Source organism: Hyphomonas neptunium ATCC 15444 (assembly GCF_000013025.1).
GTDB lineage: Bacteria > Pseudomonadota > Alphaproteobacteria > Caulobacterales > Hyphomonadaceae > Hyphomonas > Hyphomonas neptunia.
The window spans coordinates 322,388-349,254 of record NC_008358.1 but is presented as its reverse complement, the minus strand read 5'-3'; the positions used below and the strand labels follow the sequence as shown (position 1 = coordinate 349,254).

Below are 26,867 nucleotides of genomic sequence, written 5' to 3'. Positions count from 1 at the left end.
GGGGCATATTGGAGAGTACCCCGTGTGTGGGCCCCGTCTGGCGTCAAACCCAGGCGGGGCTTTCGCTTTGCGTGACGGGGGTTATTCGGCGGCGGTGGTGGTGTCAGACACAATCAGCCAGTCGCCCTCAACCTTGCGCAGGATAAGAGTGTAGAGGCCCCAGGGCTGTTTGCCCTGCCAGTCGAGCTGCCATTTGCCATGGGCGATGGCGGCGTCGGCCGAGAGGATGTCGATCTCGTGATCGGAGGTCGTCAGAGTGCCCATTTCGGCGCCGGTGCCGTAGCGGGCCTTGTAGCGCGCCAGCGTCTGGTCCCAGCCGCGGGTGATGTTGCCGCCCGAGGCAAAGCGCAGATCCGGTGACTTCCAGTAGCCCGCCATGAAGCCTTCGATGTCGCCGTCATTCCAGGCGACATCCTGGGCTTCGAGCAGGCTGAGGATGGCGGCTTCCTCGGCCGTCTCGGCCGCCGGGCTGACGCCGGACGTGGCGCAGGCGGCGAGGAACAGAAAGGCGGCGCCGGTGACGGCAGCGGCCAACCTAGTTGGTACGCGGAGGGTCTGTTTCATCATGGGGGCCGTCTTCCTCATCCAGGGCTTCATCGGCGGTCTCATCAAAGTCTTCGTCCGCGCCGGCCTCTGTGTCATAGACTTCTTCGGGCTCGGGGTCTGCCGGGGCGACTTCGGGCGCGTAGGCCTCGGCCTCATCGGGGAAGCGGTTGTCTTCCTCGTATTGCGCGTAATCGTCAGCGTCCGTCAGCTGAGCCTCTTCGCCGGCCTCGGCCTCTTCGTCCTTCTTGCGGCCGAAACCGAAGAAGCCGCCCTTGCCTTCGGGCTTTTCCTTCTTCACGCGGCGGCGGCCCAGGGGCCCCTGCTCATCGGCGTGGCGATCATACTGCATGGAGTAATACTCCCACGCCGTATGGGTCAGCGGACGGGGGGTCAGCTCCAGGCCGTAAAGGCGCAGGCGCTCGACCACTTCATCGCGCAGATGCAGGCCGGGGAAGGCCTCGGCGCGGAAATTCTTTTCCTTCATCCAGTCGCGCACCGACCAGCTGCGCACCCGGCCGATCTCGGCAGGCAGCGCGCCCTTGTGGACTTCCCAGATATAGAGGGCGGCGATGCCGTTGATGGCGGCGTCCATCGCGTCGTCGAGCTCGGTTTCCGGCGCCCTGCCCTGAGCCAGAACCGCGCGCAGGCCGAGCTTGCGGGCTTCGATTTCCTGATAGGTGTTGCCCAGAACGGCGATGCCGTTGCGATTTGTGTTGATCAGGGAGCGGTTGACCCCGTCGAGCTGGGGGCTGCGGACCGGCAGGATGACATCCGGGCCGATGCCGGGATGGTGGGCAACCTGGGAGAGTTCGCTGATCATCCGTTGCAGGTTTACCCGCAGCTCATGTGCGACGCCTTCCAGAGCCGACGCCGCGCCGGCGGTTGCCTCCTGGCGCATGCGCCAGAGATTCCACGCGACCACCGTCATCAGCGCGATCAGCAGGGCCAGGCCGCCGGTCAGGAAGGTATGAAACTGTGCTTCGCTCATTCTGAGTCCCCCTCAGGCTGGACCCGAAACGTGCCCGCCCGCGCCGGGCAAACGCCAGACGTTACCGACTTCTAAACGCCGAGCGCGCGCCCTGCAATCGCCCGCAGCTTATCAATCATGACAGGATCGCGTAGGTCTGGCGCCGTAATCAGGGCAAAATCCAGACAGGTTTCAATGCCCTGCGGCGAGAGTGTACGCGGCGTACCGTTCAGGCTGTGGGCGAGCTGGAGGATGGCGCGGCGGGCAAGCGCGGTGTTCTGCGCCATGATTTCGAGCACATTGGTGACCGTGACCGCGTCCGTGTCGGCGCGCCAGCAGTCATAATCGGTGACCATGGCGAGGGTGGCGTAGGGCAGCTCTGCCTCGCGGGCGAGCTTGGCTTCGGGCATGTTGGTCATGCCGATCACATCGCAGCCCCATTGGCGGTAGAGGCGGCTTTCGGCGAGCGACGAGAATTGCGGGCCTTCCATCGCGAGATAGGTTCCGCCGCGGTGGACCTTGCCGCCGACCGCTTCCATCGCATTGGCCGCGAGGGCCGAGAGCCGGGCGCAGACGGGCTCAGCCATCGAGACATGGCCGACGAGCCCGGCGCCGAAGAAGGTTTTCTCGCGGCTGACGGTCCGGTCGATGAACTGGTCAGCGGCGACGACCTCGCCGGGGGCATACTGCTCCTGCAGCGAGCCGCAGGCGGAGATGGAGAGGACATCGGTGACGCCGGCCATTTTCAGGGCGGCGATATTGGCGCGGTAGGGCACGTCGGTGGGCGTGAGGCGGTGGCCCTTGCCGTGACGGGGGAGGAAGACAAGCTCGACCTCGCCGATGCGGCCGGAGACGAGGGCATCAGACGGGGGCCCCCAAGGGGTTTCAACGGTATGCTCGCGCCGGTCTTCCAGACCGTCCAGCGCGTAGAGGCCGGAGCCGCCGATGATCCCGAGTTTCCAGCCGCTCATGCGCGCTCCTTTGGTGTTGGGTGTTCTATAAACCACTTTCGCATGCCGGTGGGCGGGGGCGAGAGGGGGTTATGGGTTGTCAGCTCGACATCTTCGGCAAGGACGTAGCCAAGGCGGGCATAGAAGTCGATCAGGCGGGGCTGGTCGGCGCGGATGGCGAGCTGGGCGCCTGCCATGGCCTGTTCCCGGCCCATCTGTTCGAGTGCGTCCAGGATCAGCGCGCCATGGCCGCGGCCGGTGAAGGCGGGGAGAACGCCGATGCGTTTGACCTCCATCCAGCGCCCCTGCCCCGCCGGGCCGGGCACGGCGACCCAGCGGCCGGAGCCGGCAGGCGCGCCATCGATTTCCAGAATGACGCCGCCGCCCTTCGTGATCTGGGCCGCAACGGTTTCGGGCGTTTCGCGGAAGACGGTGGACTCGGCGCTGACCCGGCCGGTCCAGATGCGGCGCGTCAGCCCCTCAACGAGAAAGCCATCCGAAGGGGTGGCCCTGCGGATGGCTATCGAAGGTTTCATGCTGCGGGGCTGAGACTAGTGCTCAACCTTGCGCCAGATCTGCTTGTAGGAGAACCAGAGCAGCGTTGTGAGGATCAGCAGGAAGGCCATGGTGGCCAGGCCCGTGCGCTTGCGCGCTTCCAGCTTGGGCTCGGACGCCCAGGCCAGGAACTGGGCCACGTCATAGGCCATCTGCTCAGCCGTTGCCTCGGTGCCGTCGGTATACTCGACGCGGCCGTCCGTCAGTTGCGGGGCCATGGCGAGGAAGCCGCCGGGCGGAGCATGGCGCGGGTCGCCCTCATAGTTGGGCGTGGTGTCGCCCGCCATATAGGGGTTGTAGTACTGGCCAGCCGGCTGGACGAGGTAGGAGGTGTGCTCGGGGCGGTAGTCGCCGAGCTTCTCGAACTTCGAAACGTCGAGCACTTTCTGGTAAAGCGTCTCGCCATTCTCCTGGACTTCACGGTCTTCAAACAGCGTGGGGTCGGGATAACCGGTCATCAGGTCGAAGATATAGTCCGCGCCATAGTGGCGGGCCTTGACCATCACCGAGAGATCGGGCGGCAGGGCGCCGCCATTGGCCGCGCGGGCCGCCGCGTCGTTCGGGAACGGCGCGCGGAAACGGTCCGCCGGCATGGCGGGGCGATAGTCATACTCGCCCGTGTCGTTGGGCGTGGCGTTCATGACTTCGTTCTCGGCCGCCAATGCCTTCACGAACGGGTTGTCGTTCGGGTTGGGATAGGCCGGATCATAGAACGGGCCGCCGGGCTCACCGAGGTTGCGGTAGCTCATCAGCTTCATGCCGTGGCAGCTGGAACAGACCTGCTTGTAGACCTGATAGCCACGCTGGACCGACGCCTTGTCAAACTGACCGGTGACGCCTTCAAACGGCCAGCCTTCTTCGGGGCCGTGCGGGTGCTTCGAGCCGCCTGCAGCATGGGCGAGGCCTGCAAAGGCCAGGCCCATCAGGCCAGCAGCGAGGATGCGGAAGGTTTTCATGTTCTTTCTTTCCCCAGCTTGCATCTTACTCAGCCGGCACTGCATTGCCCGTTTCCTTGGGCTTACGCTTCAGCACGGATTTATGGATCGATTCCGGCAGTGCCTTCGGCTTCTCGGTCAGGCCGATGAAGAACAGGGCCACGAAGTAGCCGAAGTACAGGAAGGTCAGAATCAGCGACAGGTGGCGGAAGGCGAAGGTCGGCGCCGGAACAGCCGAGAGGCTGGGGTTGGTACCGGCCGGCAGGCTGGCCATGAAGGCGCGGGCTTCTTCAAACGCTTCATCGCCGCCTTTGTAGGTGGTGGTCGCCGGGGCGCCCTCCACCGTGTAGCTCACCACCAGGCTCGGATCGCCCTGCAGCGCCGGGATGACCGCGTCGTCCGGATTGGCCGCGCCGCACCAGCCAAGCAGGAAGCAGACGACCAGGAAGCCGAAGAAGAACTGACGGGCCACCGGACGGTAGCGCATCGACTTGACCTTCGACGTGTCGAGCCAGGGCAGCAGGAAGAGCACTGCAATGGCGGCGAACATGAAGATGACGCCGAGGAGTTTGGCATCGATGGGGCCAAGGTCGAAGGTGATGGCGCGCAGGATCGCGTAGAACGGCAGCAGATACCATTCAGGCACGATGTGGGCCGGGGTCACCAGGGCGTTCGCCTCGATGTAGTTGTCGGCATGGCCCAGAACGTTGGGCGCATAGAAGACGAAGACGGCAAACATGATCAGGAAGAGCACGATGCCGAAGGCATCCTTCACCGTGTAGTACGGGTGGAAGGGCACGGTGTCTTTCTCGATGTCTTTCACTTCAACACCGGTCGGGTTGGTGTTGCCCGGAACGTGCAGCGCCCAGATGTGCAGGATGACAGCGCCGGCGATCATGAAGGGCAACAGATAGTGCAGCGAGAAGAAGCGCTGGAGCGTCTGGTTACCGATCGAAGGGCCACCCATCAGCCAGGTCTGGATGCTTTCGCCGACCAGCGGAATGGCGCCAAAGAGGCCGGTGATCACGTTCGAGCCGTGATAGGACATCTGGCCCCAGGGCAGCATGTAGCCGAGGAAGGCCGTGGCCATCATCAGGAGGTAGATCACGCAGCCGATGATCCACAGCACTTCGCGGGGCGCCTTGTAGGAGCCGTAATAGAGACCGCGGAACATGTGGAGGTAAACGGCGAGGAAGAACATCGAGGCGCCGTTGGCGTGGACGTAGCGCAGCAGCCAGCCATAGGGCACGTCGCGCATGATGCGCTCGACCGAAGCAAAGGCGCCATCGACGCTGGCTTCATAGTGCATGGCCAGGATAACGCCGGTGATGATCTGGATGGCCAGACAGACGGCCAGAACGCCGCCGAAAATGTACCAGTAGTTCAGGTTTTTCGGCGTCGGGAATGTGATCATCGTATCATTCGCAAAGCGAATGATCGGCAGGCGGGTGTCTAGCCAGCGCTCAAAGGCAGAGTTGGGCGTGTATTTGGAGTCATGTCCGCTCATCTAAAGGTGTCCTTCTCAGAGGGAGATGTTGACGACCGAGTCAGAGACCCAGCGATAGTTGGGGACGGGAAGGTTCGACGGGGCGGGACCTTTGCGGATACGGCCCGACGTGTCGTAGTGCGACCCGTGGCAGGGGCAGTACCAGCCGCCATAATCACCCGTATTGCCCTGAGACGGGCCGACCGGGACGCAGCCAAGGTGGGTGCAGGAACCGGAGGTGACGAGAATCGCCTTGTTCAGCGAGCCATCGGCTTTCGGGCGAAGACGGGCTTCGTCGGTTTCAGGATCTGGCAGGATCGAAACGTTCACCGATTCGGCCGCCGAGATTTCGGACGGGGTGCGGTGGCGCACGAAGAACGGCTTGCCGCCGATCAGGATGCGGATCTCGCCGCCAAGCGGAACCTTGGAAACATCGACGTCCAGCGCCGATGCCGCGCGGGTATCCGCGGCCGGATTCCACTGGTCTACCAGTGTCCAGGCGAACATGGCGGCGCCGCCGAGCGCGACGGAGCCTGTGGCGATGTGAATAAAGTTGCGGCGGTCTTCATCGACCGCCTCGGCGTGGGTCTCTGTCGTCACGTGTCTATCCGTCCCTGGTGCGTGGCGTTAGCCGCTGTCTTTACTAAAGCTGCGCGGGCCGCACATTGCGGCAAGTGGGCGCGGGGCGCGGCAGAATCTTGCGCGTCCAGCCCCCAGTTGGATGAGGGCGTTACCGCGCAACCGCCCCTGTGACAACAGGGGACTTGCGAGGCAAATGCCCACAGGCAACAGTCGGGCATGATGACCGATACAGAGACTGCCGGCTTTACCGGCCGCAAGGCGCAGGCGAGCGCCTGGTTCCGCGCCCTTCAGGAAGAGATCATTGGCCGCTTCGAGGCGATCGAAGACGCGGCTGTGCCACCGCTCTATCGCGGCGAGGCCGGGCGATTCGATCTGAAGGCGTGGCGCCGGGGCGATGGCAGCGAAGACCTGGGCGGGGGCCGGATGGGCCTGATGCGCGGCAAGGTGTTCGAGAAGGTGGGCGTCCACTTCTCAGAGGTGCACGGCACGTTTTCCGAAGCGTTTGCGGCGCAGATACCCGGCGCGGACAAGTCCGGCGGACGGTTCTGGGCCAGTGGCATCTCCTTGATTGCGCATCCTTTGAACCCGCGCGTGCCCGCCGCGCACATGAACACGCGCATGCTGGTGACCAGTGAAGCCTGGTTTGGCGGGGGCGGCGACCTCACCCCCCTGCTCGCCTATCAGCGCGATCAGGACTTTGTGGATACGGTGGATTTTCACGCCGCGATGAAGGCGGCCTGCGATACCCATCCCGGCGCCGATTACGCGCACATGAAAGAGCATTGCGAGACCTATTTCCACCTGCCCCATCGCAGCGAGCCGCGGGGCACGGGCGGCATCTTCTATGACCGGTTCAATACCGGCGACTGGGAGGCCGATTTTGCCTTCACTCAGGAAGTGGGGCGGAAATTTGCCGATATATATCCGGGCCTTGTACGCCGCCGGATGATCGAGCCGTGGAGTGAGGCCGAGCGCGAGGCGCAGCTGATCCAGCGGGGGCGGTATGTGGAATATAACCTGCTCTATGACCGGGGCACGACCTTTGGCCTGAAGACCGGCGGAAACATCGAGAGCATTCTTTCTTCGATGCCGCCGGTGGTGAAATGGCCCTGAAAGATCAGAGTTTTTCGCAGGAGCGGCGGAGCCAGGCGGCGTAGCCCTCCTCACTTACTTCACTTGCAGCAAGCTGAAGCGTGAAGGCCAGGCGCTCTGCCATGGGGGCGGCCATTTTCCAGCCATTTGCCTCCAGAAAGAGGAGCGCGGCGAGGAAGCCGATACGCTTGTTGCCGTCCAGGAACGGATGGTTCTTGATCAGGCCGCCCGCATAGAGCGAGGCGAGCGTGAAGAGGTCTGTCTCGCCATAGGACCAGGCGTTCAGAGGCCGGGCGACCGCGCTTTCGAGGAGCCCGGGATCGCGCGTGCCGGGCAGCCCGCCATGCAGCTCGATCTGCCGGTCGTGCAGGCGGATGAGCAGTTCCAGAGGCAGCCAGACGGGCTCGCTCATTTTGCCAGGGCCCGCAGGACCTCGCGGTTTTCATCCATGATGCGCTCAGCCATCAGCATCAGCTTGTCGACCTCTTCGTCGGAGACCGAGAGGGTGACACCGGCGTCGGTGGGCAGCACGTCGAGCGTGTCGCCTTCCTTCACCTTGAGCTGATCAATGACATCCTTGGGCAGCACAACACCGAGGGAATTGCCGATCTTGCGGATTTTCAGCTTGGTCATGGGGGCCTCCTGAGGGAATAACATCTGTTATAACATGGGACGGCCTGTCTGGGAACCAAGGGCACCTCTGACAGTCATTTTACGGACAAGCCGGGACAGGTCAGGACAAATCAGGACACGCCGGGCGTCATTTCAGGCGCGAGAGCAGGTCTTCCCGTGAAAGGCGGAAGCCGGACGCGATCCAGGCCTGTTCCAGCGTGTAGAGCCGCTTGCCGATGTCGGGGCCTTTGAGGCCGGCGGCGAGCGCGTCCTGTCCGCCGATGGGGAAGACGGGGCGCATCCAGTGGGCCTTCTCCTGCAAGAGCGGCGTGAGGCTGCCCTCCCCGCCGCTGGCCGCTTCGATGAGGGCGCGGTCGAGGACGGCCTGGGGGGTGAAGCGGTAGCAGGCTTCGCGCCGGGGGGCCGGGCCGAGGGCGAGGACATGGCCGAGCGCGGGGTCGGCCCAGGCTTGCAGGCGGGCGGCTTCCTGATTGGAGAGGCGCAGGGCATTGGCCGCGTCTGTCACGTCGCGCTGACGGCGGGGCAGAAGGGCCATGAGGCGCTGCATCGGATCAGGCGCCAGGCCATTGGCGGCTTCAACCGCGGCCAGACCGGGCAACAGGGCGGCGCTGGCACCCGGCAGGAGGATTTCGAGCACGCCGGCCTCTTCCATCGCGGCCATGGCGGGCGCGGGATCGGGCGCGGCGAGCGTGCGTTTGAGCTCTTTCCAGATCCGTTCCGCGGCAATCTTCCGGAGGCCTTCGCGCTGGCGGGCGCAGGCGCCCTGCCCGTCTTCATCGATGCCCGCGCCATACCAGGCGTTGAACCGGTAGAAGCGCAGGATGCGCAGATAGTCTTCGATCAGGCGCTGGTCGCCCTCGCCGATGAAGATGACGCGACCAGCAATGGCGTCGTCGATGGAGCCGGGGATGACTTCGTAAAGTTCCCCCTCCGCGCCGGCATAGATGGCGTTCATGCGGAAGTCGCGGCGGGCGGCGTCTTCGGCCCAATCCTGGGTGAAGGCGACAACGGCGCGGCGGCCATCGGTTTCGACATCCCGGCGCAGGGTGGTGATCTCGATGGGCACGCCCTTGTAGAAGGCGGTGACGGTGCCGTGCTCGATGCCTGTGGGAATGACGCGGATACCGGCAGCTTCCAGCGCGGCGGCGGTCTCCTGCGGGAGCAGCTGGGTGGCGATGTCGACATCCTCAGCCTTCAGGCCGCGCAGGGTGTTGCGCACCGATCCGCCGACATAACGGGACGCGCCGGCGCGGGCCGCGTCAAGCGCGGCCATGACCGCCCGGCTAGCGGGCGCGGTGAGCCAGTCTGCCGTTATGCGGTCAGGTCGGGTCATCGGCGGGGGTTTGAGCCGGGGTCTCGGACGGGTTGGTGAGGCCGCGCTGGATGCCGACATCTTCAGGATGGCGCTCGCAGGGGTATTTGCGCGCCGGGATCAGCTGGCCATTCTCGTAGCGGGCCGGCTCGACGCACATGTTGCGTTCGCGCGGCTCCAGCAGGATCAGCAGGAACCAGGCGAGCGTTGCGAGGACGAGGCCGATGATGAACAACATCTGGATCGGCCATCTGCGCTTGCCGGCGTCTTCGGCCGAGCGGGTCGCAAGCAGGTAGATGCCGAACACGAGGAACGGCAGCGAGAACACGAAGGCTTCAAACAGCAGCCGTCCGGCCATGTCGGTGCTTCTCCCCACATTGTAACACTAGAGCTTACATAGGGCTCTGAAAGCGTTTGAGAAACCCTGAAGGCGCCGCGCGGCTCAATCGCTTTCGTAGAGCGTCTGGTAGAGGCGGCGGATAATGCCGGCGGTAACGCCCCAGATGCGGAAGCCATTATAAGGCATTTCGTAATATTCGCGGTGGGCGCCTTTGTAGAAGGCCTGGCCCGTCGTGTAGCTTTTGGGGTTCATCAACAGCTCGAGCGGGGTCTCGAAGATGGCGGCCACTTCGCCGGGCTCCGGGATGGGTATGAAGTCTGCCGGAAGGAGGCCGACGACCGGCGTGATGCGGTAGCGCGTGCCGGTGATGTAGGGCGAGGCCTTGCCCAGCACATCGACATCATCGGGATGCGCGCCGACTTCTTCATGCGCTTCGCGCAGGGCAGCGGCGACTTCATCCAGATCAATCGGGTCCACCTTGCCGCCGGGCAGCGCGACCTGGCCGGCATGGTCTGCCATTGTGGTGGGGCGCAGGGTGAGCAGCGCGGTGGGGCCTTCCTTGCGGGGGATAACGCCGAAGAGAACAGCGGCCGGGCGGATGATGGCGACTTCCTCGGGCGTGAGGAAATCCATGTCGCCCATTTCGGTGAGGCGCCCCTGCCCGGCGGGCGGGTCGAGCTTCGCGGTGACGCGATCTACAAAGTCATCAAGGTTTTGCCAGGCCATCGGCAGGTCTCAAGCCACAGGTCCGAGCGGAAAGAAACTCCCTTTGCTCCACACGCCGAGCAAATTGCTGTCATTTGGCGCCGGAACGGCCAGTTCGACCAGTTCATAGAAGACAGACCGGGCGAGTTTGGCTTCAAGCCGGCCGCGCACCAGGACATAGGGCGAGGGCTCGCCGGTTTCGGCGTCTGTCTCCACGCGGATGGGGCGGTCTGGCCCGGCAAGGGTGACATCGCCCACGGTCGTGACAAAGCCGATTTCCTGATCCGGGCCGGGCGTGCCCAGCACATCCATACGGCCCGCCAGGAAGGGCGCGTCTTCGACTGCGACGATCACTTTTTCATGAGGGGTGACAAGATAGGTCTGCCCGTCGGCATCTTTTCGCAGGATTCGGGCAAAGAGTTTGACCAGCCGGTCCCGCTTGATTTCACCGCCTTCATGCCACCAGCTGCCATCGGCGCGGATTTCCATGCCGATATTCCTGACGGTTTCGGGATTCCATTTCTCAACGGGCGGTAACTCAGCGCCAAACTTGCCTTCCGGCAGGATGGCCTTAAGCGTTTCCTCAACGCTGAGAATTGTGCCGGGACTGGATGTCACATCTTTCTCCGCCAAAATGACGCCTTAGACATAGGGCTGATAGCCATACACGTGAAGCCGGAGGCGCCTGAACACATGGCCGATACCACAGTGAACACTGAAAACCCCGTAGCAGACGCAGAAGCCGCCACTGAAACCCTCGCCCGGGTGAAGGCCGAGATCGGCAAGGCCGTGTTTGGCCAGGAGAAGGTGGTGGAGCTGTCGCTTGCCGCTGTGCTGGCCGGCGGGCATGCGCTGCTGATCGGCGCGCCGGGCCTGGCCAAGACGCGGCTGGTCGAAGCGATGGGCACGGCGCTGGGCCTCGCCAATCAGCGCATCCAGTTTACGCCTGACCTGATGCCGTCCGATATTCTCGGCTCTGAAGTGCTGGACGAAAGCCCGACCGGAGAGCGGAGTTTCCGGTTTCTCAAGGGACCGGTGTTCACCCAGCTGCTGATGGCCGATGAGATCAACCGGGCTTCGCCGCGCACCCAGTCTGCGCTGCTCCAGGCGATGCAGGAGAAGCATGTGACGGTGACGGGCGTGCGCCATGATCTGCCCGCGCCGTTCCATGTTCTGGCGACGCAGAACCCGATCGAGCAGGAGGGCACCTATCCCCTGCCCGAGGCCCAGCTGGACCGGTTCCTCTTGAAAGTGGACGTGGCCTATCCCGACCTCGACACCGAGCGGCGCATCCTGATCGAGACGACGCGCGGGGGCGAGGCGCCGGTGAAAGCCGCGCTGAACGCCGCCGAACTGCTGAAGATCCAGGCGCTGGTGCGCCAGATGCCCGTGGGCGAGAAGCTCGTGGCGACGATCCTGAACCTCATCCGCGAGGCGCGGCCCGAGCAGACCTCGGACGCACGCGTGAAACGGCTGGTGGATTGGGGGCCATCGCCAAGGGCGGGACAGGCCCTGATGCTGGCGGCGCGCGCGCGGGCGTTGCTGCGCGGGCGGCTGGCGCCGTCGATGGAGGATATTGAGGCGCTGGCGGATCCGTGCCTCGGGCACCGGATGGCGATGCGGTATGACCCCACGGGCGACGCGCCGAAACTCAGTGACCTGATCAATGACCTTGTGAGGAAATCGGCATGAGCCTTCGATTTGTAGCAGCCGGCGCCTTTGCGCTTCTGGCGTCCGCCTGTGCGGGCTGGCCGGGGGCAAGCCCGGACGCGGCCGTTACCGCGTGTGGCGGCGTGATGGCGCAGAGCGCGGCTTATGCTTCCAGCCACGCAGCCGCGCGGGAAGAGAAGCTGATGGTGATCCGCTTTGCCTCGCCAGAAGCCATGGCCGCTTATAATGCCAAGACGCGGGCCTATGAGGCGGAGGCGGCGGGTCTCGTGACCGCGCGAGACGCGCTGGCGGCGGACTATGGCCTCGCTGAGGATACGCAGGCCTACACATTCGATCACACCACGGATGAAGAGGCAGACGCGCGGATTTCAGCGGCCAAGGCTTGCGCGGCGCCGCTGACTGAATGACGCCTGCCGCCGACCTTCGCGCAGAGGCCGAGAGCCTGGCCCGGCAATTGCCGGGGCTGAACTTCAGGGCGGAAGCTTCTGAGGCAGCCCATATCGGCTCGGCGGGACGGCGGCGCGCGGGGACGGGCGAGAACTTCTGGCAATACCGCCGCTTCATGCAGGAAGACGCGCCGGGGCGTATTCACTGGCGCCGCTCGGCCAAGGGCACGGAGCTGTTCGTGCGCGAGAGCGAGCTGGAGACGGCGCGCACTGTACTGTTCTGGGCAGACGACGCGCCGGGCTTTCGCTGGAAGGGCGCGGGCGATCTGCGCACCAAGGCGGAGGAAGCGACCCTCCTGATGCTGACGATGGCGATCATGATGTCGCGCGACGGCGAGCGGATTGGCGCGCTGGGCTCTGGCCGCAATCCGAGCTTTGGCAAGCGGGCGGTGGACCGGCTGCTGGATGATCTTTTGCGCGGCACGCGCGGGCAGTTTCCGCCCCCGCCCCGCGCCAGCGCGACGATGGTGGTAGCGTCTGACTTTTATGATCCGCCTGCTGAATGGCAAGCGCGGCTGGGGCCGCTCGCCGGGCGCTGCCCGGAAGGCATATTGCTGGCGGTGTCGGCGCCGGTGGAGATTGCGTTTCCGTTTGAGGGACGCACGAAACTCTCCCGCCCCGGCACGGGCGACGAACGCATTCTGGGCCGGGCCGAGACGATGCGCGAGGAATATATGCGCCGGTTTACAGTGCAGCGCGAGGCGCTTTCGGGCCTTGCCGCGCGGATGGGCTGGGCGCTGGTGACGCATGTGACGGGGAGCCCGGCGCTTTCCGCCGCCGCGCGCCTGAAGGCGGAGATTGAACGGTTCGGGGTGGCGCGGTGACAGCCATCGGGCCTTTCCTGCTGGGGGCGCCGCTGGCGCTGTTTGCACTGCTGGCGTTGCCGCTGATCTGGTGGGTGCTGCGGGCGACGCCGCCGGCGCCGAAGGAAGCGGAGCTACCTTCGCTGCGCCTTCTGGAGGGCGCCGAGCCGGTGGAAGAGACGCCCGCGCGTACGCCCTGGTGGGTGTGGCTGATCCGTACACTGGCAGTTATTGCCGCGATCCTGGGGCTTTCCCAGCCGGTCTGGGCGCCGGGCGCGCGCACGACGGAGGCGGGCGGCGGGCCGCTGCTGATCGTAATGGACAATGGCTGGGCCTCTGCCCCGCGCTGGAGCGAGCTGACCAATGCGGCGAGCGCGACGCTGGACGCGGGCGACCGCGACGGGGCGGTGCATCTGCTGCTGACCGCGCCGCGCCAGCTGAACGCAGACCCCGCCGAGCGATTGTCGCGCGCGGACATGGCGCGGCGGCTTTCCAGCCTTGATCCCCAGCCCTGGGCGACGGACCGGGTGGACGCGCTGGCGCGGCTGGACGCCTCGAAGCTGGCGCCCGCGCGTATCTTTTATGCCAGCGACGGGCTGGAGACCGAGGGCGGCGCGGCCTTTGCCGCGGCCCTTGCTGCGCGCGCGCCGCTGACCGTGTTTGCCGCCCCGCCCGAGGGGCCAGCGGTGATTACCGGGCTTTCAGCGCAGACCGACGCGGTGACGGTGCGGCTGGCGCGGGCGGATACCGGCGGGACGGCGCGCGCCTTTGTTTCGGCGCTGACGCAGGATGGCTCGGCGCTGGGCTCTGCCGAGGCGGTGTTTGAGGCCGGCGCGCGGGAAGCCGAGGCGCAGTTTGCGATCCCGGCTGCCGCGCTGGCGCGGATTGCGCGGTTCAATGTGACCGGACGGCCGGGCGCGGGCACGGTGTGGCTGTGGGATTCGGCGGAGCGGACGCGGCGCGTGGGCCTTGTGGACGCGGGCGCCGAGGCCCAGCCCCTACTTTCGGACATGCACTATATCCGCAAGGCGCTGGAGCCGTTTGCGTCGATCTCCACCGGGGACATCGAGACGCTGGTGGCAGCCGCCCCGGACGCGATCATTCTTTCCGATGTCGGACAGATACCGGCCGCCGACACCGAGCGGCTGACAGAATGGGTGGAGAATGGCGGGGCGCTGATCCGGTTTGCCGGGCCAAGGCTGGCCGCGCAGGGCGATGAGCTGTTGCCGGTGATGCTGCGGAGGTCTTCGCGCGCCATTGGCGGGGCGCTCGCCTGGGAGGAGCCGCAGGGGCTCGCCCCCTTCCCTGAAAACTCGCCCTTTGCGGGCCTGCCGGTACCCCCGGATGTGCGTGTACGCCAGCAGGTGCTGGCGCGGCCCGAGCCTGACCTTGCGCGCAAAACCTGGGCGCGGCTGACCGATGGCTCTCCGCTGGTGAGCGCCGACAGCCGGGGCGATGGCACGCTGGTATTGTTTCACATCACCGCCGGGCCGGACTGGGGCGACCTCGCCTATTCGGGCGTATTCGAACAGATGCTGCGCCGGGCGATTGCGGCGGGACGCGGCGAAGCGGTGGAAGATGGCGACGGGACATACATGCCCCAGCTTTCCCTTGATGGCTTTGGCCGGCTGGAGCGGGCGAGCCAGAACGCCGCGCCGATCAAGGCGGCAGAATTTGCAGACATCGCGCCATCGGAAACCCACCCGCCGGGGCTGTATCAGGGGCCATCAGGCTCCCGCGCGCTGAACATTGGCGCGGGCGCCGAGCCGCGCCTGATGACGCAATGGCCAGCGTCTGCGCGCCTGCTGGGCGACGCGGAGGCGCGCTCGCTGCGCCTCGCCGGGCCGATGCTGGCGCTGGCGGCGGGGCTGCTTGCGCTGGACCTTTTCATCGCCTTGTTCGTGGCCGGACGGTTGCGCGGGCTGGGGCGACGCAGCAAGGCGCCAGGCAAGACAGCGGCCAAAACAACGGGAGGTGCGCTGGGCGCGCTCATCCTCGCTTTTGCGTTTATGCCGGGCGAGCCTGCCCAGGCACAGGGCTATGAACTGCGCCCCGATGGCAGCTACCGCGCGATCCCTTCGCCCTCCACCCGCGTGGTGCCCCTGCCCGAGGGCAAGGCGAGCCAGAAGCAAATCGACGCGGCGCTGGTGATGCGCTTTGGCTATATCGAGACAGCCGACCGGGCGCTGAACGAGCGGGCGCGGGCGGGCCTTCAGGGGCTTTCCAATATTCTGAACATGCGCACCTCGGTGGAGCCGGCTGAGCCCCATTCGCTGAACCTTGAGACCGACGCGCTGGAACTTTACCCGCTGATCTTTTTCGTGGTGCCGGAAAATGCCGGGCCGCTTTCGGAGACGGCGATTGGCCGGCTGAACGCCTATCTGCGGGCGGGCGGGGCGCTGGTGATTGATACACGCGCAGGCGGCGACGCGGCGGCGCAGACCGATGTGTCGAAGCTGGAGACGCTGCTGTCGGGGCTCGACGCGCCGCAGCTTCAGCCCGTGCCGGAAAACCATGTGCTGTCGCGCAGCTTTTACCTGATTGATGATTTCCCCGGACGCTTTGCCGGGCGGCGGCTCTGGATCGAGCAGACCGGGGAACCGGGCACAGCGCGGGGGGACGGCGTCTCGCGCCTGTTCATTGGCGACGCTGACTGGATTTCGGCCTGGGCGGTGGACGCCGACGGGCGCGACCTTTACTCCGTAGACGGAGGTCCACAGCAGCGCGAAACCGCGCGGCGGTTTGGCGTCAATCTGGTGATGTATGTGCTGACCGGGAGCTACAAGGACGACCAGGTGCATATTCCGGCGCTGCTGGAGCGGCTGGGCGATCCCGATGCCGGTGAGCCTGAACCCCTGATGCCGGGGCGCATTCCCGATGGGGGGCCGCAATGATTGATGCGGTGCGCCTGAGCCTTGAGCCTTTCCTCGGCTGGCCGCTGATCTGGGGGTTGGCGGCGCTGACGCTGGCGGCGTGGACGGCGTATTTCTTCCTGCGCGGGCGGGCTTGGCTGACGCGGGCCGTGGGCCTGCTGGTGGTGAGCGCGGCGCTGCTCAATCCCACGCTGGTGCATGAGGAGCGCGAGCCCCTGCCCTCGGTGGCGGCGCTGATCCTCGACAAGTCCGAGAGCATGCAGTTTGGCGAGCGCGACGAAGCCGCCGCGACCGCCTATGAGGCGCTGAAAGCAAAGCTGGCGCAAGACCCGACGCTGGAAGTGCGCACGCTGGAGACGAGCCCCGGCGACGATGGCACCTATCTTTACGGCGCGCTGGAAGGCCTGATGGCGGATGTGCCGCGCGACCGGATTGCCGGAGCGATCATGGTGACCGATGGCCAGGTGCATGATCTTCCCGACCCGGAACGTATTGAGTCGCTGATCGGGCCGCTGCACGGGATTGTGGCGGGCGACGAGAATCTGGGCGACCGGCGCATCGAGATCGTCAACGCGCCCAACTTTGGCATTGTGGGCGAGACGGCAACCCTGATGGTGCGCGCCGAAGACCCGCGCGGCGGCACGATGGATCTGGAGATCTCGCTGAATGGCGGGGAGACAGAGCGCGTGCGCGTGGAGGCGGGCAAGGAAACGCCCGTGCCCATCGAAATTGAGCGGCGCGGCGAGAACATCATCGTGATTGAAGCGCCGCCGGGGCCGGAAGAATTGACGCTGGCCAACAACCGCGCGGCGACCTCCATCGCCGGTGTGCGCGACCGGCTGCGCGTGTTGCTGGTGACGGGCAAGCCCAACCAGGCCGGGCGCGTGTGGCGCGACCTTCTGAAATCCGACCCTTCCGTAGACCTTGTTCACTTCACTATTTTGCGCCCGCCTTTCAAGGTGGACTATGCGCGCCCTGATGAGCTGGCACTGATCGAGTTTCCGACCGAGGAATTGTTTGAGCAGAAGCTGACCGAATTCGATCTCATCATCTTTGACCAGTATGAGCGCCAGGGCGTTATCACGCAGGGATACCTGGCGAATATGTCCCGCTATGTGGCCGATGGCGGCGCGCTGCTGATTGTGGCCGGCGAGCAGTTTGCCGGGCCTGCGAGCCTTGCGCGCTCGCCGCTGGCATCTGTGTTGCCCGCCTCCCCGACCGGCGTGATCCGCACCGGCGAGTTCGTGCCCGAGCTGACCGGGCCGGGCAAACGCCATGCCGTGACTGCGCCGCTGGACGGGCAAAGCTGGGGCGGATGGATGCGCTATGTGGAGGCCAACGCCGTTGCTGGCGACGTGTTGATGAGCGGGCCGGACGGGCGGCCTTTGCTGATCGTGGACCGCGTGTCCAAGGGCCGGGTGGGCATGCTGATGTCTGACCAGATCTGGCTGTGGGCGAGCGGGCATGATGGCGGCGGGCCATTTGCCGAACTGATCCGGCGCGTGGTGCACTGGATGATGAAAGAGCCCGAACTGGAGGAGCGCCGCCTGGCGCTGACCATCGAGGCGGGCCGGGCGAAGATCGAGCTGCGCACGCTGCTGGACGCGGCGCCGCCGCTGGAAGTGCAGACGCCGGAGGGCGATCTGCTGACGCCGGACTGGAGCCCCGCCGGGCCGGGAACGTTTACCGCCGAGGCCCCCATCGAGGAGCTGGGCATTTATCGCGCGCGCTCTGGCGGGCTGGAGGCAATCGCGCTGAGCGGGCCGGAGAACCCGAAGGAATATGCCAATCTGGAATCGACCACGGCCGTGATTGCGCCTGTGGCAGAGGCGACGGGCGGGGGCGTGTTCCGGCTGAATGAGGCGGGCACGGATATTCCCGATGTGCGCCGGGTTGGCCCGCGCAGCAATGCGGCGGGGAATAACTGGCTGGGCCTGCGCGAGCGCGGGGCCTATGCGGTGCGCTCCTCCACCAGCCAGGGCTTGCTGCCGGGAATTCTGGCGGCGGGATTGCTGGTGCTGTTCCTGCTGCTGGCCTGGCGGCGCGAGGGACGCTGAAGCGGGCGCCCTTCCCTTCCCGGCTCAGGGCAAGGCGGCGTTTTCCATTCGTTTCATCCGCTGGCGGACCATCCAGATGAGGATAAGCGGCGGGATGATGGCGAAGGGGCTCAAGGAGAAGTAGGCCGCAAAGCCGCCCATCGACGATCCGGTGACACCTTGCAGGGCGACAACACCCAGCCCCGCGAAGCCGCCGAGGAAGCCGCCCAGAAATGACATCAGCGAAGAGAGTAACGCAAACTGCGCGGCGGTTGCGATGGGGTTTGTGAGGCGGCTGGCCCAGGCGACGATGGCCGCCATGGCGAGGCCGCCGCTGAAGCCTTCCACCACGGTGACGGCTGCCCAGACGAGCTTTGAGCCACCTGAGAGCGCGAGCATGCAGAAGCCGAGATTGGAAAGCCCCGCCAGTGTGACGCCAATGGCCATGGCCGTGAGCGTGCCCAGGCGCATGCCGATGAGGCCGGCGGCGACGACGCCGCCCAGCGTCGCGGGAAAGCCGATGACGGTGCGCATGCCGGCAATCTCTCCCGTGGAGAAGCCAAGGTCGATATAGAGTGGACCGACCATGGGAACGATTAGACTGTCGGGCAGGAAGAACAGCGCGACGAGCGGCAGGAAGATGAAGAGGCCGGTGCCGTGGTCCTGCCAGAAGACCTTCAGCGGGCGGATGAGCGCGCTGCCGACAGACCCTATCCCTGTGAGAGGCGCAAAGTCGCGCGGCTTTTGCGGCTCCCGCGCCAGCAACAGAGCTGACAGCCCGGCGAGGCCGCCGAGGGAAGCAAAGGCATAGGCCGCCTGCCAGCCGATAATGCCGGACGCGGCCAGGATGGGCACATTGCCGAAGAAATAGCCCGAGCGCAGGCCCAGGATATAGGCCGAGGCCATCAGATCCTGTTCTTCATCCAATGCGCTTTCGATGCGCCAGGCATCGACCGCAATATCCTGCGTGGCGGCGGCAAAGGAGGTGAGCATCGCAAAGCCGGCAAAGACAGCCAGGCCCGCCGAAGGGCCGGTGAAGGCCATGCCGAGAATGCCGACCGTGACGAAAATCTGTCCAAGGAGCATCCAGGAGCGGCGGTGGCCGAGGCGTTTGCCGATGATCGGCAGCCTGATCCAGTCAACAAAGGGGGCCCAGAGAAATTTGGTGGCGATGAAGATGCCGACCCAGCCCATGAAGCCGATGGCGGTGAGGGCGACGCCTTCTTCGCGCATCCAGTAGCCGAGGGTGACCCCGACCATGACGGGCGGCATGCCGGTGGCGATGCCGAAGACCATCGCGATGGCGACCTTTGGCTGGCGAAGCGATACCAGAACTTCGCGCAGGCCAGCCTTGGGCTGTACCGGCTCGTCCTGGCCGGTGACGATGTCGGCCATTCTTCCTCCCGAGGCGCGTGAGCTGCTCTCCCCGCCTCATAAGCCGGGCGGGTTTTATGTGAGCGGGTCAGGGGCGCTGGGAGAATAGTGTCAGTGCCTTAGCGGGCGGGCAACCGGAAATCAGGCTGCCGTTACGAGACCTTCCAGCAGGCTGGCATCGCCGGCGAGGTCCATCACCATGACGCGGGCGCCGTCCTGCGGGCCGGGGAAAGTCAGCCGGCCTTTGGGCGCGACCGTGAAGCCGACCTTACCGAACAGGCTGTGCGCGCCGATGAGAATCGCAGCGGGCCAGCCAGCTTCGCGGCCTGCCTCAAGCGCGGCCTGCGTGATCTGAAGACTGAGGAAATTGCCACGATAAGCGGGGTCGACCGCGACGGGACCGTAGAACAATGCGGGGCTGCGGGAGGGGCCAACGGCCAGCGGCCAGACGCGGCAGACGCCGATCACTTTTCCGTCATTGAGCGCGACACGGTTGATCGCCGGCAGAGACCGCGAGTTCTCCCGCAGGCGTTCTGCCGTCTTGGCAAAGTGGCCTGGGCCGAAGGTGGCGTCGAAGAGGGCTTCGATCGCTTCGGCATGCAGCTCTGGATTTTCCGGCACAATTTCAATCATCGCGCGGCGCTGTAGGGCGCATTTGGCCGCCCCGCAAGCGCGGGTGTGTGAACGCGGCGCCGTGGCCCGGTTTATACCGGGCGGAAGCGGGCGTCCCGGTCTTCCAGAAGGGCGTAGGCAACGTGGCTTTTGAGTGCTTCGGTGAGCGCTACGGGGTCCCCGGCGAGATCGCCCGCCGGGATCGTTTCTCCGAAGGTCATCCGGAATTTCGAACCCCGCTTGTTGAGGAGCTCATTGAAGAGGGTGATGTCGCGCAGCTCGCCGGAGAGCTTGGACAAAAGGTAAAAGAGCTCGGAGTTGCGGGCATCGAGATTGAGCGGAATGATCGGGGCGGCCTGCTTGCGGGCAAGGCCTATTACGGTTGGGAACCAGTCTTTCTCTACCATCTGGCCCCCTTCCCTTCGCGCAAGCCGACCGGAGGGAAAGATGACGACGCATTTTTCTTCGGCGAAGGCGGCGGCGGCGCGTTTGAGGGTTTCGCGCGTCTTGGCCGGGGAGCGCTTCTCTGCCACCCATTCGACCGGGATGATGACATCCTCGAAACGGGGGTTAACCCGGATGGCGTCGGCATTGGCGAAGAAGATGATGTCTTGCCGCTTCTGCTTCAGGAGATCCCAGACGGCGACCCCATCAGCCAGGCCTGTTGGATGGTTGGCGGCGACAATGCAGCGGCCTGTCTCTGGCAGGCGGTCCAGCCCATCGACGGAGATGTTGAAGGCGAGCTGCCGCGAGAGCCGGTCAAAGCTTTCCCGGCCCGTGAGTTGCACGAGTTCATCGGCCATGCGGCGGGCCTTGCCATAGCCGAGCAGCGTGTAAAGCAGCGGACGGGCGACCGGCCAGGCGGCGCTGGCGCGCAGGCGGGGGCAGCGCTCCTCGATCAGCACGTCCACGATATGCGCGTCGCGGCGCTCTTCATCGGGCAGGAAAGCCGATAAGGCCTGAGACGGGACGGGATGAGCTGCAGGCTCGTCTGTCATGAAATCGCGCGCTTCCTTACGCCCCTATGGATTCGCTGCTGAGCATAGGGCGCGAGCCGGAAAACAGGAAGCCAGCGCGCTTTTCTGGCGCAAACCCTGAAATCCATCGCAATTTCAATACTTCGGAAAGTTTCGCTTTACCAAGACGCAAGATGCGCGTGGCATTGTGAACTCAGACGGGCAGCGGCTTAACACCTCTTTCCCCGGCCACATTCAAAACTTTCAAAGGGTTGAGTTTAATGAAGGTGCTTTGGATCGAAGATCATGAGCCGGTGCGTACGATGCTGGCGCATGCAGCCGACAAGGCTGCGCGCGCGCGTATTCCGGTGGATCTTGTTATGGCGGAAGGCCTGCTGGCCGCTGAGCGCCGCCTGCGCCTTGAGCGCTTTGATCTCGTGATCGTCGATCTTCAGCTGCCCGAAACGGGCGATGATGTGGACATGGCTGTCGCGCGGGTTGCCAATATGGGCAAGCACCGCATTGCGGTTGCCTCCTCCCGCCCGGAACGCGACGATGTGGTGGCCTCTGCCGCCCGCTGCGGCGCGAACATTCACACCCAGGCTGTTTTCAAGGCCGGGCTGAACTTCAACCGCTTCATCCAGCGCCCTGAATCCTTCGAGGATTTCCTGCTGGAACTGATGCCGGCTGCGGGCGCCCGCCCGGCGATTCGCGCCGCCTGACATGGCCCATGACGGGCTTGGGCGCTTGCCGCCCCCCGCTCCCCCTTGCTAAGCCGCCCGAAGCTGCTTCGGGCGGCTTTGTATTCTCAGGGAAAGACTAACCCGCCATGGCTGACATCTTTTCCTACCCGGCCTCGCTGTCGCTGATCATTCTGAATGTGATTGCCAGCCTGATCGCCTTCCGCAGCGCGCCATTCAATAATCAGAACATCCTCTGGGTCGGCCCGATGAAAGACCGGGGCGAGTGGCACCGGCTGATCAGTTCGGGCTTCCTGCATGTGAACGGGCCCCACCTCTTCCTCAACATGTATGGCCTCTACATGTTCGGGCCGGTGATCGAGCATGTGCTGGGCGGGGTGAACTTCCTGATCATCTATCTGGCCTCCCTGATCGGGGGCAGCGTGTGGGCCTATTGGTGGAACCGGGATAATCCGGATTACCGAGCGGCAGGCGCGTCGGGCGCCTTGTCCGGCATCATTTTGGCCTTCTGCATGATCGCGCCCTTCTCCATGCTGCTGTTTCTGTTCATTATTCCGATGTGGGGGATTGTGTTTGGCGTGGGCTTTGTGGTGCTGAGCTATGTGCTGTCCCAGCGCGCCAACCGGATTATCGGGCATGAGGCGCATCTGGGTGGCGCAGTGGTGGGCGTTGTGACGACGCTGCTGGTGGAACCGCGGGTGTGGACCTCCTTCATGGCGCAGATCGCCGAGAAGTTCGGCTGAGGCAGGATCAGGGCAATGGCGGGTGTGCGCGCGAAGTATGAGGCGAAGGTGGCCAGCGGCGCGCTGACGGTTGATCCCGTTCAGCTGGAAGCAGCCGACCTGCTCGACGGGCTGGCCGAGCGCCTCGCCAATCAGCCCAAGCCGGGCTGGTTTTCAAAGCCTGAGCCGGTGCGCGGGGTTTACCTCTGGGGCGGGGTTGGCCGGGGCAAGTCGATGCTGATGGACCTGTTCTTTGCGCAGGCGGCGACAAAGCCCAAACGCCGCGTACACTTCCATGAGTTCATGGCGCAGGTGCACGAGCGCCTCGATGTCTGGCGGAAGATGACCGATCAGGAAAAGAAGCGCTCGGACTGGCGGGTGAAATCTGCCGGGGATGACCCGATCCCGCCGGTGGCCAAGCAGATTGCGGCCGAGGCGAAGCTGCTGTGCTTTGATGAGTTTCAGGTGTCCCAGATTGCCGATGCGATGGTCCTGGGGCGGCTGTTTGACCAGCTGTTCCAGCGAGGCGTGACGGTGGTGGCCACGTCCAACCGCCATCCGGACGCGCTCTACAAGGACGGCATCAACCGCCAGCTTTTCCTGCCCTTTATCAAGGAGTTGAAAGAGCGCTGCGAGGTTCTGGAGCTGGTATCGGCGCGCGATTACCGGCTCGACCGGCTGGTGGAGGCGCCGGTCTGGTATGCCCCGCTGGGGGCAGAGAGCGCTGCAGCGATGGACCGGGCCTGGGACCGGCTGACGCTGGGGGCAGAGCCCCAGCACTGCCTGCTGACGGTGAAGGGGCGCAAGCTGGAAGTGAACCGGGAAGCGGCCGGGGTGGCGCGGTTTACCTTTGAGGAGCTGTGCGCGCGGCCACTGGGGCCGATCGACTATCTGGCCATAGCCGGCACGTTTCATACGGTGATGCTGGAGGGCATTCCCCTGCTCTCGCCGGACAAGCGGAACGAGGCGATGCGCTTTACCGGACTGATCGACGCGCTCTACGAAGCCAAGGTGAAGCTGGTGGCCAGCGCGGCGGCAGAGCCCGGCGCGCTGTACCCCGAGGGCGATGGATCGTTCGAGTTCGAGCGGACGGCGAGCCGGCTTTTCGAGATGCGGTCGAAAGATTATCTCGCCCAGGCGCGCGAAGAGATCGATCTGGACAACCTGTCTGAAAATTAAGGACAATTTGGGTCACCGGGCGGTCAAACCGGTGCCAATCGGCGGACATGCCGGGACACGTTTGGGACGAATCGGGACATTTCAGGACAGTTCGGGACACTGCGGGTCATGGGCTTGCACGCCTGGGCGGGGCGCTTACATCCCTTTTCAGGGACCGGCCCGATCGGTGTTACCGGACCTTAACAACACAGAGACGTGACCCGGCCGGAAACCCGCGCCGGCCCCTCTTCCACACGCCTGCCTCAATTCCTATTTATGCATCTGCGCGATGAGTGAATTGCGCACGCCCGGTGACGACGCTGCCGCTGAGCGGGGCTAAGCTCCAGGTGAGCTCTAAAGACAGGAGCAGGCCGCCCGAAGAGGGGGCCGGTTCCGAACAGGAGGACTGAACATGGCGAATGCGAACGCAAAAAGCTCGGTCGCGCTAAGCCCCGAACAGGGCATGAGCCGCTATCTGAGCGAAATCCGCAAATTCCCGATGCTCGAGAAGAATGAGGAATTCATGCTGGCCCGCCGGTGGCACGAGCATGAAGACACCGAAGCGGCCGAGAAGATGGTGACCTCGCACCTGCGCCTCGTGGCGAAGATTGCGATGGGCTATCGCGGCTATGGCCTGCCGATGGCCGAGGTTATCTCAGAGGGCAATGTGGGCCTGATGCAGGCCGTGAAGAAATTCGACCCCGACAAGGGCTTCCGCCTCGCGACCTATGCGATGTGGTGGATTCGCGCCGCGATCCAGGAATACATCCTGCGCAGCTGGAGCCTTGTGAAACTTGGCACCACGGCGGCCCAGAAGAAGCTGTTCTTCAACCTGCGCCGCCTGAAGGGCGAAATGCAGGCGCTGGAGGAAGGCGACCTGAAACCCGAACAGGCCCGCCTGATCGCCGAGAAGCTGAATGTGACCGAGACCGAAGTTTATTCGATGAACGGACGCATGAGCGGTTCGGACGCCTCGCTGAACGTGCCGATGGGCACCGATGGCGATATGGAATGGCAGGACTGGCTGGCCGATGACGAGCCGGGCACAGCCGAAACCTTCGCCAACAGCCAGGAACTTGACGCACGCATGACCCTGCTGACGCAGGCGATGGAAGACCTTTCCGAGCGTGAGCGCCACATCCTGACCGAGCGGCGCCTGGTGGACGAGCCCAAGACGCTGGAAGAGCTTTCCGAGCAGTATAATGTCAGCCGCGAGCGTATCCGGCAGATTGAAGTGCGCGCGTTTGAAAAGCTGCAGAAGGCGATGAAGCGCATGGCCAAGGAACAGGGCCTCCCTATGGGGGCCTGATCCTTTGGCTTAGCCGCCTTCCCCTGGAACCTCCCTCCTGCTCCGGCGTTGGTCTGGAACAGGTAGGAGGGCCAAGGCCATGTCATTCAAGATCGTTATTCCCGTTTTGGCTGCCGCGCTGGGCGCGGGCACGTTTGCGTTTGCCGATCCCCCGCATCATCGCGGGCATGACCTGCCGCCGGGCCTGGCCAAACAGGGCAAGATACCGCCCGGCCATGCCAAGAAAATGTGGGGCAAGGGCCAGCACCTGCCGCCTGAATACCGCGATGGGCGCTTTTCCGACTGGGACCGCTATGATCTGCGCCCTGCCCCGGCGGGGTATCAGTGGGTGCGCGTTGATGAGGATGCCTATCTTGTCGAAGTGGCCAGCGGGCTGATTGCGCAGGCGATGATTGGCGTGCTGCTGGATTGATGCGGCGCCGAAGGCAGGGCATGGGAGGCCATGCCCGAGATTATTCCCATACATGACGCCAATGATCCGCGCGTGGAGGCGTATGTCTCCATTCGCGAGCGCGATCTGACGGGCGGCCATGGCGGACGCTTCATCGTCGAAGGCAAGGTGACGCTGGAGACGCTGCTGGCGCGCAGCCGGTTTGAGGTGGAGAGCCTGTTCCTGTGCGAGACGCGGCTGGCACCGCTGGCGGGGATTTTGTCAGAGGTGCCCGAAGGCGTGCCGGTATATGTGGCAGCGCAGGGCGTGATGGACGCAGTGGCGGGATTTCCGATGCACCGGGGCGTGCTGGCGTGTGGGCGGAAGGGCGCTGCCCTTTCCCCTCAAAATGTTCTGCCCAAGGACGGCCCTTCAACCGCGCTGATCCTGTCGGAGCTTTCCAACCATGACAATGTGGGGGCGTGTTTTCGCAATGCGGCAGCGTTTGGGGCGGACGCTGTGCTGCTCGATGCGGCGTCCTGCGATCCGCTTTACCGCAAGGCGATCCGGGTTTCTTCCGGGGCGGCGCTGTGGCTGCCCTTCAGCCAGGGCGGCACGGGGGCGGATCTGATTGCGGCGGCGGAGGCGGCAGGCCATGAGGTGTGGGCGCTGACCCCGCGCAGCGACGCCGCGCCCCTGCCCTCGCTGAAAGTGCCGGAGCGGGTGGCGCTGCTGATGGGGGCCGAAGGGCCGGGCCTGCCGGCGGAGATGATCGCGCGGGCGCGGCCTGTGCGCATTGCGATGACGGAAGGGTTTGACAGCGTGAATGTCGCCACGGCGGCGGCGATTGCGCTGGCGCATGTGTTTGCGGCGCGGGGGTGACGCAAGCCTGCTCTATCCTTCAGGATGAGCTCAAACGCGGAGCGCCCCACAAGCAAGGCGCAGCGGCGCTGAGCCCGAAGGGCTCAGCAACAGCCGCGAGCAATAATCAGAAAACCCGTGGCCGTTCATTGCGTTCGACGTGCAGTCCGCATTCGGACTTTTCCTGGCCGACCCAGCGGCCCGAACGGGGGTCGTTGGGGTCTGCGGCAGGCTGGGTGCAGGGCCAGCAGCCGATCGAAGGATAGCCTTGCGAGACCAGCGGGTGGCGGGGCAGGTTTTTCTCTTCGAGATAGGCGTCCACGTCGCCTTGCGTCCAGTTGGCGAGCGGGTTCACCTTGTAGCGGCCATCGGCAAATTCAAACACCGGCAGGCTCATCCGGACGCCGCCATGGAAGCGTTTACGGCCCGTGACCCAGGCGCCGAAGCCCTCCAGCGCCGGCTCCAGCGGGCGCACCTTGCGCAGGGCGCAGCAGGCGTCGGCATCGGTTTTCCAGAGCATGTTCTTGGGGTCGAGCACTTTGCGCTCAGTCTCGCTGGGCGTGATATTGCGCACGCCGGTGAGGCCGAGGCGTTCGATGACCTCGTCTTTATAGTCCAGCGTCTGAGGGAAATGCATGCCGGTGTCGATGAAGACGATTGGCAGGGAGGGATCGACCTCAGCGATGAGGGCGAGCATGACGACGCTTTCGGCGCCGAAACTGGACACATAGGTGAGCCCGCCGGGCCATTCGCGGGAAATGGCGGCGCGGAGGATTTCCTGCGCGGACGCATTCCGGAGTTCTCCGTTAAGGCGCGCGAGCCGGTCTTTGGGCTCCTCGAATGTGTCGGTTTCAAAGGCCATGGGCCGTCTT

Annotated in this window: 29 protein-coding genes; 12 read left to right on the top strand and 17 right to left on the bottom strand. The window is 65.1% G+C overall.

Annotated features, from left to right (window positions below; genetic code table 11):
- Positions 1 to 81: 81 nt before the first annotated feature.
- The 7 genes from HNE_RS01785 to petA form a co-directional block, all read right to left on the bottom strand.
- Entirely contained in the window at positions 82 to 567 is a 486-nt protein-coding gene (locus HNE_RS01785) for a YybH family protein (protein ID WP_160162597.1), read from the bottom strand.
- The gene (locus tag HNE_RS18660; protein WP_011645385.1) at positions 536 to 1,534 is read right to left on the bottom strand and encodes a hypothetical protein; all 999 of its coding nucleotides are present in this window, start codon (positions 1,532 to 1,534) and stop codon (positions 536 to 538) included. The genes HNE_RS01785 and HNE_RS18660 overlap by 32 nt, the downstream gene beginning before the upstream one ends.
- Positions 1,535 to 1,605: 71 nt before the next feature.
- Entirely contained in the window at positions 1,606 to 2,484 is an 879-nt protein-coding gene (gene mtnP, locus HNE_RS01775; RefSeq protein ID WP_011645384.1) for an S-methyl-5'-thioadenosine phosphorylase, read from the bottom strand.
- Positions 2,481 to 2,999 carry a GNAT family N-acetyltransferase gene (locus HNE_RS01770; RefSeq protein WP_011645383.1) on the bottom strand — a complete coding sequence of 173 codons (519 nt, stop codon included), beginning with the start codon at positions 2,997 to 2,999 and terminating at the stop codon, positions 2,481 to 2,483. Before HNE_RS01770 ends, mtnP begins: the two co-directional genes overlap by 4 nt.
- A gap of 15 nt (positions 3,000 to 3,014) precedes the next feature.
- Positions 3,015 to 3,974, bottom strand: a complete 960-nt coding sequence (locus tag HNE_RS01765; protein ID WP_011645382.1) for a cytochrome c1 — start codon at positions 3,972 to 3,974, stop codon at positions 3,015 to 3,017.
- Between the two features lie 25 nt (positions 3,975 to 3,999).
- A complete protein-coding gene (locus tag HNE_RS01760; RefSeq protein ID WP_011645381.1) occupies positions 4,000 to 5,460 on the bottom strand; it encodes a cytochrome b in 1,461 nt (486 codons plus the stop codon).
- 15 nt (positions 5,461 to 5,475) lie between these two features.
- A complete protein-coding gene (gene petA, locus HNE_RS01755) occupies positions 5,476 to 6,039 on the bottom strand; it encodes a ubiquinol-cytochrome c reductase iron-sulfur subunit (RefSeq protein ID WP_011645380.1) in 564 nt (187 codons plus the stop codon).
- Between the two features lie 201 nt (positions 6,040 to 6,240).
- Here petA and hemF point away from each other — a divergent pair, with 201 nt between their 5' ends.
- Entirely contained in the window at positions 6,241 to 7,134 is an 894-nt protein-coding gene (gene hemF, locus HNE_RS01750; RefSeq protein WP_011645379.1) for an oxygen-dependent coproporphyrinogen oxidase, read from the top strand.
- A gap of 4 nt (positions 7,135 to 7,138) precedes the next feature.
- Here hemF and HNE_RS01745 read toward each other — a convergent pair whose 3' ends face one another.
- From HNE_RS01745 to HNE_RS01720, 6 genes are all read right to left on the bottom strand, one after another.
- Positions 7,139 to 7,525: a type II toxin-antitoxin system death-on-curing family toxin gene (locus tag HNE_RS01745; protein WP_011645378.1), complete on the bottom strand. Its 387-nt coding sequence runs from the start codon at positions 7,523 to 7,525 to the stop codon at positions 7,139 to 7,141.
- On the bottom strand, positions 7,522 to 7,746 hold the full coding sequence (locus HNE_RS01740) for an AbrB/MazE/SpoVT family DNA-binding domain-containing protein (RefSeq protein WP_011645377.1): 225 nt from the start codon (positions 7,744 to 7,746) through the stop codon (positions 7,522 to 7,524). Before HNE_RS01740 ends, HNE_RS01745 begins: the two co-directional genes overlap by 4 nt.
- A gap of 127 nt (positions 7,747 to 7,873) precedes the next feature.
- Positions 7,874 to 9,079 carry a CCA tRNA nucleotidyltransferase gene (locus tag HNE_RS01735; protein WP_035590785.1) on the bottom strand — a complete coding sequence of 402 codons (1,206 nt, stop codon included), beginning with the start codon at positions 9,077 to 9,079 and terminating at the stop codon, positions 7,874 to 7,876.
- A complete protein-coding gene (locus HNE_RS01730; protein ID WP_011645375.1) occupies positions 9,066 to 9,416 on the bottom strand; it encodes a DUF6111 family protein in 351 nt (116 codons plus the stop codon). Before HNE_RS01730 ends, HNE_RS01735 begins: the two co-directional genes overlap by 14 nt.
- Before the next feature lie 84 nt (positions 9,417 to 9,500).
- Positions 9,501 to 10,124 carry a CoA pyrophosphatase gene (locus tag HNE_RS01725; RefSeq protein ID WP_011645374.1) on the bottom strand — a complete coding sequence of 208 codons (624 nt, stop codon included), beginning with the start codon at positions 10,122 to 10,124 and terminating at the stop codon, positions 9,501 to 9,503.
- A 9-nt stretch (positions 10,125 to 10,133) separates the two neighbouring features.
- Positions 10,134 to 10,721 carry a DUF1285 domain-containing protein gene (locus HNE_RS01720; protein ID WP_011645373.1) on the bottom strand — a complete coding sequence of 196 codons (588 nt, stop codon included), beginning with the start codon at positions 10,719 to 10,721 and terminating at the stop codon, positions 10,134 to 10,136.
- 39 nt (positions 10,722 to 10,760) lie between these two features.
- Here HNE_RS01720 and HNE_RS01715 point away from each other — a divergent pair, with 39 nt between their 5' ends.
- The 5 genes from HNE_RS01715 to HNE_RS01695 are packed head-to-tail and all read left to right on the top strand — an operon-like array spanning position 10,761 to position 17,953.
- Positions 10,761 to 11,795, top strand: coding sequence for an AAA family ATPase (locus HNE_RS01715; RefSeq protein ID WP_407637721.1), 1,035 nt, complete (start codon positions 10,761 to 10,763; stop codon positions 11,793 to 11,795).
- Complete coding sequence (locus HNE_RS01710; protein ID WP_011645371.1) at positions 11,792 to 12,181, top strand: hypothetical protein; 390 nt, start codon at positions 11,792 to 11,794, stop codon at positions 12,179 to 12,181. Before HNE_RS01715 ends, HNE_RS01710 begins: the two co-directional genes overlap by 4 nt.
- Positions 12,178 to 13,044 carry a DUF58 domain-containing protein gene (locus HNE_RS01705; protein WP_011645370.1) on the top strand — a complete coding sequence of 289 codons (867 nt, stop codon included), beginning with the start codon at positions 12,178 to 12,180 and terminating at the stop codon, positions 13,042 to 13,044. Before HNE_RS01710 ends, HNE_RS01705 begins: the two co-directional genes overlap by 4 nt.
- Positions 13,041 to 15,917, top strand: coding sequence for a DUF4159 domain-containing protein (locus HNE_RS01700; protein ID WP_011645369.1), 2,877 nt, complete (start codon positions 13,041 to 13,043; stop codon positions 15,915 to 15,917). Before HNE_RS01705 ends, HNE_RS01700 begins: the two co-directional genes overlap by 4 nt.
- Positions 15,914 to 17,953, top strand: a complete 2,040-nt coding sequence (locus HNE_RS01695; protein WP_011645368.1) for a hypothetical protein — start codon at positions 15,914 to 15,916, stop codon at positions 17,951 to 17,953. Before HNE_RS01700 ends, HNE_RS01695 begins: the two co-directional genes overlap by 4 nt.
- 24 nt (positions 17,954 to 17,977) lie before the next feature.
- Here the strand turns inward: HNE_RS01695 and HNE_RS01690 are convergent, their stop codons facing one another.
- The 3 genes from HNE_RS01690 to HNE_RS01680 all read right to left on the bottom strand — a co-directional run bounded on the left by HNE_RS01690 (position 17,978) and on the right by HNE_RS01680 (position 20,916).
- Positions 17,978 to 19,327, bottom strand: a complete 1,350-nt coding sequence (locus HNE_RS01690) for an MFS transporter (protein ID WP_011645367.1) — start codon at positions 19,325 to 19,327, stop codon at positions 17,978 to 17,980.
- A gap of 120 nt (positions 19,328 to 19,447) precedes the next feature.
- A complete protein-coding gene (locus HNE_RS01685) occupies positions 19,448 to 19,939 on the bottom strand; it encodes a GNAT family N-acetyltransferase (RefSeq protein ID WP_011645366.1) in 492 nt (163 codons plus the stop codon).
- A gap of 71 nt (positions 19,940 to 20,010) precedes the next feature.
- On the bottom strand, positions 20,011 to 20,916 hold the full coding sequence (locus HNE_RS01680) for a GNAT family N-acetyltransferase (protein WP_011645365.1): 906 nt from the start codon (positions 20,914 to 20,916) through the stop codon (positions 20,011 to 20,013).
- Positions 20,917 to 21,155: 239 nt separating this feature from the next.
- On the opposite strand from HNE_RS01680, the gene HNE_RS01675 reads away from it, so the two are divergent.
- The 6 genes from HNE_RS01675 (at position 21,156) to HNE_RS01650 (ending at position 26,016) form a co-directional block, all read left to right on the top strand.
- On the top strand, positions 21,156 to 21,596 hold the full coding sequence (locus tag HNE_RS01675; RefSeq protein WP_035590782.1) for a response regulator: 441 nt from the start codon (positions 21,156 to 21,158) through the stop codon (positions 21,594 to 21,596).
- A gap of 107 nt (positions 21,597 to 21,703) precedes the next feature.
- Positions 21,704 to 22,318: a rhomboid family intramembrane serine protease gene (locus tag HNE_RS01670; protein WP_011645362.1), complete on the top strand. Its 615-nt coding sequence runs from the start codon at positions 21,704 to 21,706 to the stop codon at positions 22,316 to 22,318.
- Positions 22,319 to 22,333: 15 nt separating this feature from the next.
- A complete protein-coding gene (gene zapE, locus HNE_RS01665) occupies positions 22,334 to 23,476 on the top strand; it encodes a cell division protein ZapE (RefSeq protein ID WP_011645361.1) in 1,143 nt (380 codons plus the stop codon).
- A gap of 391 nt (positions 23,477 to 23,867) precedes the next feature.
- Positions 23,868 to 24,764, top strand: a complete 897-nt coding sequence (gene rpoH, locus HNE_RS01660; RefSeq protein ID WP_011645360.1) for an RNA polymerase sigma factor RpoH — start codon at positions 23,868 to 23,870, stop codon at positions 24,762 to 24,764.
- Positions 24,765 to 24,843: 79 nt separating this feature from the next.
- On the top strand, positions 24,844 to 25,176 hold the full coding sequence (locus HNE_RS17720; protein ID WP_011645359.1) for an RcnB family protein: 333 nt from the start codon (positions 24,844 to 24,846) through the stop codon (positions 25,174 to 25,176).
- A gap of 30 nt (positions 25,177 to 25,206) precedes the next feature.
- Complete coding sequence (locus HNE_RS01650) at positions 25,207 to 26,016, top strand: TrmH family RNA methyltransferase (RefSeq protein WP_011645358.1); 810 nt, start codon at positions 25,207 to 25,209, stop codon at positions 26,014 to 26,016.
- Between the two features lie 106 nt (positions 26,017 to 26,122).
- Here HNE_RS01650 and HNE_RS01645 read toward each other — a convergent pair whose 3' ends face one another.
- Positions 26,123 to 26,857, bottom strand: coding sequence for a phosphoadenylyl-sulfate reductase (locus HNE_RS01645; protein WP_011645357.1), 735 nt, complete (start codon positions 26,855 to 26,857; stop codon positions 26,123 to 26,125).
- Positions 26,858 to 26,867: the final 10 nt, after the last annotated feature.

Excerpts from the sequence above, each read along its gene's own strand:
- hemF (WP_011645379.1), top strand. The coding sequence starts at position 6,241 with ATGACCGATACAGAGACTGCCGGCTTTACCGGCCGCAAGGCGCAGGCG.
- HNE_RS01730 (WP_011645375.1), bottom strand. The coding sequence starts at position 9,416 with ATGGCCGGACGGCTGCTGTTTGAAGCCTTCGTGTTCTCGCTGCCGTTC.
- HNE_RS01745 (WP_011645378.1), bottom strand. The coding sequence starts at position 7,525 with ATGAGCGAGCCCGTCTGGCTGCCTCTGGAACTGCTCATCCGCCTGCAC.
- zapE (WP_011645361.1), top strand. The coding sequence starts at position 22,334 with ATGGCGGGTGTGCGCGCGAAGTATGAGGCGAAGGTGGCCAGCGGCGCG.
- HNE_RS01670 (WP_011645362.1), top strand. The coding sequence starts at position 21,704 with ATGGCTGACATCTTTTCCTACCCGGCCTCGCTGTCGCTGATCATTCTG.
- HNE_RS01740 (WP_011645377.1), bottom strand. The coding sequence starts at position 7,746 with ATGACCAAGCTGAAAATCCGCAAGATCGGCAATTCCCTCGGTGTTGTG.
- HNE_RS01650 (WP_011645358.1), top strand. The coding sequence starts at position 25,207 with ATGCCCGAGATTATTCCCATACATGACGCCAATGATCCGCGCGTGGAG.
- rpoH (WP_011645360.1), top strand. The coding sequence starts at position 23,868 with ATGGCGAATGCGAACGCAAAAAGCTCGGTCGCGCTAAGCCCCGAACAG.
- HNE_RS01675 (WP_035590782.1), top strand. The coding sequence starts at position 21,156 with ATGAAGGTGCTTTGGATCGAAGATCATGAGCCGGTGCGTACGATGCTG.
- mtnP (WP_011645384.1), bottom strand. The coding sequence starts at position 2,484 with ATGAGCGGCTGGAAACTCGGGATCATCGGCGGCTCCGGCCTCTACGCG.
- HNE_RS01680 (WP_011645365.1), bottom strand. The coding sequence starts at position 20,916 with ATGACAGACGAGCCTGCAGCTCATCCCGTCCCGTCTCAGGCCTTATCG.
- HNE_RS01710 (WP_011645371.1), top strand. The coding sequence starts at position 11,792 with ATGAGCCTTCGATTTGTAGCAGCCGGCGCCTTTGCGCTTCTGGCGTCC.
- HNE_RS01785 (WP_160162597.1), bottom strand. The coding sequence starts at position 567 with ATGATGAAACAGACCCTCCGCGTACCAACTAGGTTGGCCGCTGCCGTC.
- HNE_RS01685 (WP_011645366.1), bottom strand. The coding sequence starts at position 19,939 with ATGATTGAAATTGTGCCGGAAAATCCAGAGCTGCATGCCGAAGCGATC.
- HNE_RS17720 (WP_011645359.1), top strand. The coding sequence starts at position 24,844 with ATGTCATTCAAGATCGTTATTCCCGTTTTGGCTGCCGCGCTGGGCGCG.
- HNE_RS01695 (WP_011645368.1), top strand. The coding sequence starts at position 15,914 with ATGATTGATGCGGTGCGCCTGAGCCTTGAGCCTTTCCTCGGCTGGCCG.
- HNE_RS01725 (WP_011645374.1), bottom strand. The coding sequence starts at position 10,124 with ATGGCCTGGCAAAACCTTGATGACTTTGTAGATCGCGTCACCGCGAAG.
- HNE_RS01735 (WP_035590785.1), bottom strand. The coding sequence starts at position 9,079 with ATGACCCGACCTGACCGCATAACGGCAGACTGGCTCACCGCGCCCGCT.
- HNE_RS01760 (WP_011645381.1), bottom strand. The coding sequence starts at position 5,460 with ATGAGCGGACATGACTCCAAATACACGCCCAACTCTGCCTTTGAGCGC.
- HNE_RS01645 (WP_011645357.1), bottom strand. The coding sequence starts at position 26,857 with ATGGCCTTTGAAACCGACACATTCGAGGAGCCCAAAGACCGGCTCGCG.
- HNE_RS01770 (WP_011645383.1), bottom strand. The coding sequence starts at position 2,999 with ATGAAACCTTCGATAGCCATCCGCAGGGCCACCCCTTCGGATGGCTTT.
- HNE_RS01765 (WP_011645382.1), bottom strand. The coding sequence starts at position 3,974 with ATGAAAACCTTCCGCATCCTCGCTGCTGGCCTGATGGGCCTGGCCTTT.
- HNE_RS18660 (WP_011645385.1), bottom strand. The coding sequence starts at position 1,534 with ATGAGCGAAGCACAGTTTCATACCTTCCTGACCGGCGGCCTGGCCCTG.
- HNE_RS01705 (WP_011645370.1), top strand. The coding sequence starts at position 12,178 with ATGACGCCTGCCGCCGACCTTCGCGCAGAGGCCGAGAGCCTGGCCCGG.
- HNE_RS01690 (WP_011645367.1), bottom strand. The coding sequence starts at position 19,327 with ATGGCCGACATCGTCACCGGCCAGGACGAGCCGGTACAGCCCAAGGCT.